9 protein-coding genes and 3 pseudogenes are annotated in these 9,964 nt (G+C 68.2%); 7 read left to right on the top strand and 5 right to left on the bottom strand.

What is annotated here, in order from left to right:
* Positions 1-165, top strand: a pseudogene (locus tag ACH4FX_RS42845) (Ig-like domain-containing protein); the annotation flags it as partial.
* A gap of 193 nt (positions 166-358) precedes the next feature.
* On the opposite strand, the gene ACH4FX_RS42840 reads toward ACH4FX_RS42845, so the two are convergent.
* On the bottom strand, positions 359-778 hold the full coding sequence (locus ACH4FX_RS42840) for an ATP-binding protein (protein WP_398487310.1): 420 nt from the start codon (positions 776-778) through the stop codon (positions 359-361).
* Positions 775-1,200: a hypothetical protein gene (locus ACH4FX_RS42835; RefSeq protein ID WP_398487308.1), complete on the bottom strand. Its 426-nt coding sequence runs from the start codon at positions 1,198-1,200 to the stop codon at positions 775-777. The genes ACH4FX_RS42840 and ACH4FX_RS42835 overlap by 4 nt, the downstream gene beginning before the upstream one ends.
* A 183-nt stretch (positions 1,201-1,383) precedes the next feature.
* Between ACH4FX_RS42835 and ACH4FX_RS42830 the strand changes: the two are divergent.
* The 6 genes and pseudogenes from ACH4FX_RS42830 to ACH4FX_RS42805 all read left to right on the top strand — a co-directional run.
* Positions 1,384-1,584, top strand: a pseudogene (locus ACH4FX_RS42830) (hypothetical protein); the annotation flags it as partial.
* A gap of 62 nt (positions 1,585-1,646) precedes the next feature.
* Positions 1,647-2,927 (top strand): tyrosine-type recombinase/integrase, encoded by a 1,281-nt coding sequence (locus ACH4FX_RS42825; protein WP_398487307.1) that lies wholly within the window; start codon positions 1,647-1,649, stop codon positions 2,925-2,927.
* A 537-nt stretch (positions 2,928-3,464) separates the two neighbouring features.
* Positions 3,465-5,426 carry a tyrosine-type recombinase/integrase gene (locus tag ACH4FX_RS42820; RefSeq protein WP_398487306.1) on the top strand — a complete coding sequence of 654 codons (1,962 nt, stop codon included), beginning with the start codon at positions 3,465-3,467 and terminating at the stop codon, positions 5,424-5,426.
* Positions 5,427-5,815: 389 nt separating this feature from the next.
* Positions 5,816-6,805: a hypothetical protein gene (locus ACH4FX_RS42815; RefSeq protein ID WP_398487304.1), complete on the top strand. Its 990-nt coding sequence runs from the start codon at positions 5,816-5,818 to the stop codon at positions 6,803-6,805.
* A gap of 14 nt (positions 6,806-6,819) precedes the next feature.
* Positions 6,820-7,485: a YdcF family protein gene (locus ACH4FX_RS42810; RefSeq protein ID WP_398487303.1), complete on the top strand. Its 666-nt coding sequence runs from the start codon at positions 6,820-6,822 to the stop codon at positions 7,483-7,485.
* Positions 7,486-7,593: 108 nt separating this feature from the next.
* Positions 7,594-8,223 (top strand): WbqC family protein, encoded by a 630-nt coding sequence (locus ACH4FX_RS42805; protein ID WP_398487302.1) that lies wholly within the window; start codon positions 7,594-7,596, stop codon positions 8,221-8,223.
* Positions 8,224-8,274: 51 nt separating this feature from the next.
* Here ACH4FX_RS42805 and ACH4FX_RS42800 read toward each other — a convergent pair whose 3' ends face one another.
* The 3 genes and pseudogenes from ACH4FX_RS42800 to ACH4FX_RS42790 all read right to left on the bottom strand — a co-directional run.
* Entirely contained in the window at positions 8,275-8,583 is a 309-nt protein-coding gene (locus tag ACH4FX_RS42800; RefSeq protein WP_398487311.1) for an ATP-binding cassette domain-containing protein, read from the bottom strand.
* Positions 8,584-8,612: 29 nt separating this feature from the next.
* On the bottom strand, positions 8,613-8,900 hold the full coding sequence (locus ACH4FX_RS42795; protein WP_398487300.1) for a hypothetical protein: 288 nt from the start codon (positions 8,898-8,900) through the stop codon (positions 8,613-8,615).
* Between the two features lie 515 nt (positions 8,901-9,415).
* Positions 9,416-9,964, bottom strand: a pseudogene (locus ACH4FX_RS42790) (hypothetical protein); the annotation flags it as partial.

Raw genomic sequence — 9,964 nt, 5'->3', positions numbered from 1 at the left:
GCGTCCTTCACCACCGCGAAGGCCGACAAGGTCAACAAGCTCACCAACACCCCGTCCGACGGGCAGACCGTCGGCACCGGCATGCCGATCTCGATTCTCTTCGACAACCCGGTCGCCAAGGACCGGCGCGCCGAGATCCAGAAGGCCCTCAAGGTCACTACGCAGCTGCCACCCAGGGATGCAGCCAGGTGCCGCATGCGGGCTTCGAGAGCGTCGGGGGAGTCGCGAGCGGAGCGGCCAGGCGGGTGCGTGAGCAGCAGGTAGGCCAGGTCGGTGCCCTGCGGATCTTTTCCGAGCCAGGTCCAAGCACCCAGGGAGGCCAGCAGGCAGGGGCCGGGCGTGGACTGCGGGCGGGTGGTCAGCATGGAACCTCCGTGCGCGGCGGTGCGGTCTTGAAGAGGGACCACACGGTCTTGCCGCCTGTTGCGTGGTGCTCGACGCCCCACGCGTCGCTGAAGACGCCGACGAGGTGCAGCCCTCGGCCGGAGTCATCGCTGCCGGCGGGACGCCGGGGTTGAGGGCAGCCAGGCCCGGCGTCGCGGACCGCGACCCGCACGGCGTCTTCCTCGGCGCTCACGGACAGGGTGAAGCAGCGGTCGAGGGCATTGCCGTGTCGGACGGCGTTGGTGGCCAGCTCGGAGACGCACAGGCGGACATCGTCCACTCTCGCGATCAGACCCCAGGCGGCCAGGGCGTCGACGGCGAAGTTCCGGGCCCGGCCCACGGAGGCGGGTTCGGCGGGGAAGGACATGAGGACGGGGTCCATGGCGAGCCTCACGTCGTACTGCCCCGGACGGGTTCATGCTCGCGGTGGCGAGTTCGCCCCGGAATCCCTGCCCTGCCAGAGGGGGTTCCACCGCGGACTATCAGCAGCCGCCGCCTGCCGACCGAGCCGGTGATCTGGCGCCTGCGTTCGGCGGCGATCGGCCGGGGGCCCAGGTGCGAGGCGGCGGGCACGACCACGCCGTAGGCCATGGGCAGCGCGAGCGCATCCAGCAGACCGGTGAACGCCGCAGAGAGGGCATCGCTCGAGCCGGCGCACTCGGTGAAGACGGAGCTCAGCACCAGTTCGTGGCTGCGGCAGTAGTCCTCCAGGGCATTGGTCAGGGCCGCCCGCCGGGCCGCCGTTGCCTTGGGCAGCCTCAGGAAGCCGAAAACGATCGGGCCGCTGACCGGGCGATGCTCCGTGAGGGGTTCCATGCGAGTGACCGTCCAAGGAATCGAGGGGACAGAAGCGGAGCCGGACCACTGAGTTCCGGCCATGCCTTGATGCTCTCCCGGCCCTGCCCGCCGCGGAATGAACGGCTGTTGCACTTCCGTTGCACTTGCGTGCCCCCACCCGCGCGCTCCGTGCTTCCATAACTGCGCGGAAGGGAGCGACGCGTGGCGACCGTGCACCACTGGACCGGGCTGGAGGCCCACGCCCTGCGCATGGCCCTGCGCCTGACTGTGCGGGCCTTCGCCGACCACCTCGGAGTCGCTCCGCGGACCGTGGCCAAGTGGGACAAACTCAAGGCCGCCACCGAACCCCGGCCCGACACCCAGGCCATCTTGGACACCGCCCTCAGACGGGCGGATGCGGCCTGTTAACTGAACTAACTTGACTGTTTTCGCAGGTCAAGCGAGGTATCTGCTAGCTTCCGCGCATGCTTGGATCAGAGTTACCTGAGAGGGATCTGGCTGCCCTCGTCGTGCCGGATGTAGGCCAGCTGTACGAGACCGGGGACTCGTGGCGGCCGTATCAGCTTCTCGACCCGTCCGGTGCAGAGGTCGCGCCCGTGGCGGTCTACTTCGCCGAGTTACAGGCGATGCAGAAGCGCAACTCAACCCTCCGGTCATACGGCTTGGACCTGCTGCGGTGGTGGCGGTTTCTGTGGGTGCTCGGGCTCGAGTGGGACCGGGTGACGAGGGCGGATGCCCGCGACTTCACCCGATGGATGCAACTGGCGGACAAGCCGGCGCGGGTCCACTGGCGTCACCGCGGGAAGCCGGGTGCCGTTCCGACCATGCCGAAGGCGTCCGACGTTCCGCCGGGAACACCGAACGCGGTGACCGGGAAGCCGACGCCGGGCAAGAAGTACGCGCCGGCGACCCGTGCACACAGCGAGACAGTGCTTCGCGACTTCTACGACTTTCACAGGGAGGAGGGCTCCGGCCCCATCCTCAACCCATTCCCCCTCGACCGGTCGCGCCAGTCCGGCCGCGCCCAGGCTCACCACAATCCGATGGACCCCTTTACCCAGGAGCGCAAGGGCCGCTACCGGCCGACGGTCCCGAAGCGCATCCCCAAGCGCATCCCGGACGACATGTTCAACGCTCTCTTCGCCGCGCTGAACCACGACCGTGACCGGGCTCTGCTGGCCTCCTGGGTCTCTACCGGAGCCCGCGCCGAGGAACTCCTCGACAGCTGTGAGAAGGACGCTCTGCCGGGCCAGCAGCTCATCGGCGTGACCCGCAAGGGAACACGTGAATATCAGCAGATTCCGGCTTCCCCAGACGCCTTTGTCTGGATCCGGCTCGCTCAGGAACAAGCCTGGGCCAAGGGGGCACCCCGCGGACGCCACCAGACACTGTGGTGGACCTTGCGCCGGCCATGGCGTCCGCTGAACTACCACGCCGCCAGGGCGATGTTCGTGCGCGTCAACAAGTTGCTGGGCTCCAACTGGACCCTCCACGACCTGCGCCACACGGCGGCCTACCGCATGGCTCGGGACCCAGAACTCCCACTGACGGACGTCCAATGGATCCTCAACCACCGCCACTTGACCACCACCCAGATCTACCTCACCGCCAGCGAGGACGAGGTGATCGAGCATCTCCGAGCCCACTTCCTGCGGCGGACCCGTCAGCCTGAGCCGCTCCCACCGCCCCCGGCGGCGGGCTACAACGCGGCATCGCTCAACGTCCTGTTCGGAGGAGCCCAATGAGCCCGAAAGTACTCGTGGAGCCGGAGGCCCCCGGCACGCAGCCCAAGGGTCTGAGCCGCCATTTCCCGCAGGCCGGCGTTGACGAGCTCCGAGCGAAATATCCGCCCCGGGCGGTCCCCAGGAGCTGGCCCGAGTCCACAGAGGACGCGGCCAGGCTCCTCGAGCGCCTGGACGAGCCGCCAATTCGGGCCGACAACCAACTGACGCGATGGTCACGCAAGCGGGGCGCCCGGCGGATCTTGGAATGGCTCGAGCAGTTCCCGGGCGAGTCCTGGCAGGAACGCTGGATGGCCAGCGGTATCTCGGAACACGATCCGAAGTGGCTCTTGGGCGCCGTCACCGGCCACGACCCGGGCAGCGCCTATGTCCGCAGCGGCGATCTGAACGCCGGCACCCTCGCCATCTTGGCCCTCGACGTGGTCCGTCCCGACCTCGGCTGGCTGGTCCAGCGCCGATCCCGCCAACAACGCGAACTGATCACACAGACCCGTGATCCGGAAGGCTTCGCCCAGCTGGAGGCCACGGGTCGACCCCGAGATGTGGTCGTCGCAGCTGGGCAGCGCCATCCGCGGACAGATCGCTCAGATCCTCATTGCCAAGGGCGGCAGGATCTCCGACATCACCGTCGGGGACTGCCTAGAACTGCGGGATGCGCGGGCACAAGTTCACAAGACGGAGGGCGGCCTGCACCCGTCGATGTTCTACGCCTGGCTCCATGGGCTGGGCATCTTTCCGCACGACGCACCCACGACGATCTCGCGGTCGAAGTCGTACCACGGGCGCCGCACCCCAGCCGAGCTTGTCGACCGCTACCAGCTGAAGAGCCAGAACGTTCGGGACGCCCTCGTCGCCTACCTCACCGAACGGCAGCCGGCGATGGACTACACGTCGTTGGAAGACCAGTCCAGGATCCTGGCCAACCTCTTCTGGGCCGACCTTGAGAAACACCACCCCGGCATCGACTCGCTCGCCCTTGCCCCGGAAGTGGCTGCGGCCTGGAAGGAGCGAATTCGTTTCAAAACCGAGCACCGGAGGCAACCCGACGGGACAGCCATCGAGGTCACCAGCCCTCGGGCCAGCGCGGTCGACGTGATGATGAAGGTCCGCGCCTTCTACCTCGACATCGCGCAGTGGGCCGTCGAAGACCCCGGCCAGTGGAGCAGATGGGCCGCGCGCTCTCCAATCGGCGACACCAAGGCCGCCCACCGGAAGGCGACCCGCCAGCAGAAAGCCAGGTCCGACGAACGCACCCGGTCACGCCTGCCTGGTGTTCCCGAGCTGGTCAGGGTCGCCGGCCAGCGCCTCAAAGACGCCCAGGCACGCCTGGAGGCCGTCCAGGCGGCACCCGGAGGAAGCACATTCACCGTCCTCGGCGAGACCCTCACGAAAGCCCGGACAAGCCGACGGAGCAACTCGGACAGCTCAACCATCGTCCGCGGCGCCGACGGGCGGCGCCGGGATCTGGCCAAGGCCGAACACCGGGCCTTCTGCGCCTGGGCCGCCATCGAGTTCTTCCGGCACACCGGATGCCGCATTGAGGAAATGCTCGAGTCCAGCCACCACAGCATCGTCCAATACAAGCTGCCCAGCACCGGCGAGATCGTCCCGCTGCTGCAGATCGCACCGTCGAAGACCGACGAGGAACGCGTCCTGCTCGTCTCCCCGGAGCTAGCCGACGTCCTCAGTATCGTCGTCAGTCGGGTCCGCGACCCCAAGACCGGCACCATCCCGCTGGTGGCCGCATTCGACACTGCCGAGAGGGTCTGGAACCCTCCGATGCCCTTGCTGTTCCAGTGGACCTTGAACGGTGAGAACCGCCCGATCTCCTACGCGACCGTCACCAAGGCCATCGACGAGACCCTCGCGGCGACCGGCCTGACCAACGCCGCCGGACAGCCGCTGCTCTTCCAGCCACACGATTTCCGAAGGATCTTCGTCACCGACGCCATCCTGAGCGGCCTGCCACCCCACATCGCCCAAATCATCTGCGGCCACAAACACATTTCAACCACTATGGGCTACAAGGCGACTTACCCACTCGAAGCTATCCAGGCCCACCGGGCGTTCATCGCCCGCCGGCGGGCTCTGCGGCCCAGCGAGGAATACCGCACACCGACTCCCGACGAGTGGGACTCCTTCCTCGGGCACTTCGAGCGACGGAAGCTCTCCGTCGGCACCTGCGGACGGGCCTACGGCACGTCCTGCATCCACGAGCATGCCTGCATCCGCTGCCCGATGCTCCGACCCGAGCTGACCCAGCGTCCCCGGCTGATCGAGTACCACGACAACCTCATCGCCCGGCTCGCCGAGGCCGAACGCGAGGGCTGGCTAGGCGATGTCGAAGGCATCGAGCTCAGCCTCGCTGGCGCAAAGGAGAAACTCGCTCAACTCGACTATCAAGAAGCCAGAGCACGGCAGGCTGTCGACCTGGGGATGCCCACCTTTCGCGACCTCGCCTCCCGCATCTCGACCGTTGTTGCTCCGCAGGAATCCGCATGACACCGACGGCTTCCGAACACTCCGAATGATCGCTGTGTCCTGAGCGGCTCCTATAGAGGCCGGCTCGTCCCTCCGACTCCCCTGACTCGGGTTCTTAACGGCGCTTGCCGAGTCCTGGGAGACCCGAAGGTATGTCGCGCACGCTGCGGCTGGGCCCGCTCCACTTGGCCGGATCTACAGGCTGGTCAGTCCAACCGGTTTCGTCCATCGATTCGCCGGTTTCCACCTCACTCGGAGCTGGCACACGGGGCCGCTCTTTCCGAGGTCGTTCGGGTTGGTCAGGTGGGCTCCAGACCCGGACGGCCGGTCTCGCCCTTTCGGCCGCGATCTCTTCTGGCCGAGTTCCTACCCGCCTATGTCTTGGCACAAGAACTCCCCCCTCGCACTCCATGCCAGGTCGCTCAGCGACTGCGAAATCAGTACATCCCGCTGGTTGCAGGGGCCGCAAGCCCGACGATCGACCTAGTTCAGAGAAGGCCGTGCACCTGCGCTTCGAGACGCTGCTGTCCGAGGCCGGCCGCCCGGCCGCGGGCCCGGGACGCCGGGTGACCGCATCCGGGCCCCGGACCTGGGCGTACGAGACGTGGACCGACGACCTGGACCGCGTCGTGGTCTCCTTGTCACGGCAGAACTTCACCTTCGCCGACCGCCTCCTGAACCGGTGGCTGGAACAGTTCGAGCCGATGGAACTGGACAACAAGGGCCTGTACTTGTACGCCCGCTCGACCGCCCTGCTCGGCGACCTGAACCGGGACCGGGGCGCCGTCCTCGGCCCGCTGTCGGCCCAGCACTCATACGCCGGGGCTCGCGCGCTGTTCTGCCAGCTCGACATCCCCCGGCGCGTCGCCCAGCTGGACCTGTCTCTGGCGGTGGTGGCCGAGATGTCCGGCAAGCTCGAACTCGCCGCCCGGCACTACGAGGCCCTGGCCGTCGACGACCGGCTCTCGCACCGGGACAAGGCCCGGGCCCGGATCTGGGTGGGCACCGCGCTGAGCAAAGACGGCAACCACGACTACGCGACCCGCGTCATGACGGCAGCCACCCGGGACTTCGAGGACCTCGAAGAGCCCGACGACTGGTCCGTCGCCCACCAGAAACTGGCCCTCGCCCATCGTGGCGTCGGCGACCTCACCCAAGCCCTGCACTTCATCGACATCGCCCGCCGCACCGGCACCGCCGAATCACCGATGCAACGCGTACGTCTGGACACCGCCCACAGACACATCCTGCTCTCCGACCCAGCCACCCTGGATGATGGTCTTTATGTCCTCGACCGGGCCGCGACGATGGCCGCCCAATACGGCCTGCACCACCAGCTCGCGAGCATCGAGGGCATCCGGACCACGATCGAGGGGACCTCGCGTCCCCGGCGACGATGACCAGGGAGAAAGCCGTGACGGACACCCAGCAGGCCCTCACCGAAGACCAGTGGCGCAACGCGAAACTGATCTGGGACTACCACCAGATGCACCACCAGCTCCGCGTGTGCGATGTGGCGATCGGACTGGGCAGCCACGACCTGCGGGTCGCCGCCTTCACCGCCGGTCTCTATCTCCAAGGGCTCGTCCCCGCCATCGTCTTCACCGGCGGCAACAGCCCCAACTCCGCAGCCCGCTTCCCGCGCGGTGAGGCCGTCCACTTCCGCGAGCACGCCATCGACCTCGGCGTGCCCGCCGACGCGGTCCTCATCGAACCGGATGCCGCCAACACCGGACAGAACATCGCCTTCACCCGCGATGTGCTCGCCGCCGCCGGCATCACGCCGGCGTCGGTCCTGCTGACCGCCATGCCGTACATGGAGCGCCGCGCTTTCGCCACCTGCCGCAAGGTCTGGCCCGAGGTGGAGGTGGTGTGCGCATCCGAGCCGCTGGCCTTCGACGACTACCTCACGGCGCTTGGTGACGAAGTCTTCGTCACCAACATGCTGGTCGGCGACATGCAGCGGGTGATCGAGTACCCCCGGCTCGGCTTCGCCGTCGAGCAGGACGTCCCGGAGGACGTGCATGCCGCCTACCGAGCCCTCATCCACGACGGCTTCACCACCCGCCTCCTCACCTGACCTCCCGCTGCCGGGCGGGCGGTGCGCCGTGCACCAGCCCAACCTGTTCCCCCGCCTGACCACGCTGGCCAAACTCTTCGCGGCACAGTCCTGGGTCGTCTTGACGATGTGCAGTTCACCCGCCGCGACTACCAGCACCGGGCCCGCCTGGCGGCTCTGGACGACCCGACACGGCGCCAGTGGCTGACCATCCCCACCCACCTGCCCGGCGGCCGCCAGACCACCATCCGGGACGCCCTGATCGTCGACCCCGCCCGGTCCCGCCGCCGGATCGCACAGATGCTCTCCCAGCACTACTCGGCCAGCCCCCACTGGCCCGCCCTGCACGGCCGGCTGGACACCGTGTTCGACCTGTTCACCACCACCGACAAGACCGCCGACGTGGCCGAAGCATCCACCCGCCTCCTGCTGGACCTGCTCGACTGGACCGGCGCAGTCCTTCACAGCAGCCAACTCCCCGCCCGGAACGACCGGTCCCAGCGCCTCGCCGACCTCGCGGCCGCCACCGGAGCCAGAACATACCTGTGCGGAACCGGCGGCATGCGCTACCTCGACACCGCCCCCTTCGCCGCGCAGAACATCACAGTCCTCCCCTTCACCACACCCCCCCACGGGCCTGCGGCAAGACGGGTGGGAGACCAGCGCAGTCCGAGCCCTGATGCGCTACGGGCCCAAGCCCCTGGCCCACACTCTGCGGACCGAGGCAACTCGTCGTCCGGATCGCCGGAACCCCTCTGAATATCAGTGGTTCTGTTCGAGGTGACGCCGGGAACAGGCGACCTGACATGCTCAGCGGCAAGGCGACACTTGGTGGAATGCCCGTAAAACGACGTGCTTCCACTGGCGCTGACGAACACCGGCCATTTCGCGTATCCGGCGACGGCAGCATTCGAGGCCTGGAGTTGGGGTGATGTTTTCCCGGATGACCAGTGGCCAGCGGGTGTAGTCCTGCGGCACGAGCGCCACCTTGGACAGCACCGTGGCTGGGGCGGCGTCGGCCAGGCCCACGCCGTCCCACCGCACGGAGCCCGCGGTGGGGAGGAACAAGCCGGTCAGCGCCTGTGCGCGGGTGCTCTTGCTGGCGCCGTTCTCGCCGATCAGCGAGATGGCCTCGACGCGTTTGAGAATCAGGCTGACGCCGTCCAGTGCTGACTCGTCCGCGCCGGGATAGGTGAGGGAGACGTCCCGCGCGGTGATGGGCTGCGGCCCGTCCTCCGAGATGGCGGTGGTGCCGCTGCGGCCAGTTCCATCCGGCCCGTGGCCACGAGCAGGACGAGCACGCCCCAGGTCGCGGCGGTGCCGACGGCGGTGAGCGCGTCGCCGACGACCACCAGGGCCTGCCGCGTTGCCCGCAGCTGTTCGGCCTCCAGGCGGCCGGACACGATGCGATACTGGCGCATGAGGAACTCAGCCATGGTGCCTGCGCGGATTTGATCGGCGGTGTTCCGCTCCGTGGTGTAGGAGCGGGCCACGTTCCACAGTGCGGTGGTGGGCCGCGTGCTCGATCCGGGCCCCGCGCACCCCCCCAGGTGCACGGGACGACCGAGGCGATCAGCAGGGGCAGCATCACCGGGTGCAGCACGGTGACTACGGTCGCCGCGGCAGCGAGCTGGGCGGCAGCGCGACCCCTTCGGCTGGCCCCTGGCCGCCGACCCCTGGCTCGTCCACGCTCAGCAACTCGTCTTCCGAAAGAGCATCGGGCCCCCACGATTCTCCGCCGCGACCGCCTACGCTGCCGAGTACACCGGCTGATGCCGCCGCTGCCTGGCGGCTTCACCGCTGCCCAGCCAGCCAGGACGCCGCCACACTCACGGCCCCCGCGCAGCTCCTGCTCGGTGTCGATGCCGCGCTGGCAGGCGGCCCCGTCCCGAAGTGCGCACCACCCGATCCCACCAGCGTCGTCAAGGCTGCCGGGGCGCGACCGGGATGGTCACCGTTGGCGGTGAAGCCTGTCGCGTTCCATGGTGAGTTGGTCGATGAGTTCCGCGTCGCTGTCGGGCAGGGGGCGGCCGAGAAGCCGGCAGATGTCGCGGTGAAGACGCATGTCGTCCTCGACGAGGAGGGCGGACCACAACGGTTCCTCAGGAGCGGTGTCGGACTCGACGAGGGAGAGCAGGGCGAGCTTGTCCTCGTGGTTGAGGCGTTCGAGCTGGCGCAGGCCGGTCTTGTCCCGCAGTTCGGCCCAGGTGGTGACGCGATGTTCGCGAGCTGCCTTCTTCAGGGCACCGCGGACGGCCGGGGCGAGTCTTTCCGCCTTCTCGGCGCGCACCTGCCGGGCTTGCTCAAGCGCCCGTTCCCGGGCCCGCCTTGCTCTTTCCGCAACGGCGGCTCGCTCAGCCCGCTCCTGTTCCATGGCCTGGCCATCGGGGACATCCTCCAGAGGCACGCCGCGTTTCTTCAGCAGCCGCTCCAGCTTCTCGTACCGTAGATGACGATCGAATCGTCCGTATCGGTCGCGAACGGCTCTGCTGACGATGCT

This window comes from Streptomyces sp. NPDC018019 (assembly GCF_044327805.1).
In the GTDB taxonomy this organism is placed as follows: domain Bacteria; phylum Actinomycetota; class Actinomycetes; order Streptomycetales; family Streptomycetaceae; genus Streptomyces.
Note: the sequence above shows the minus strand (reverse complement) of the source record. Positions and strands in the feature narration are given on the sequence as shown.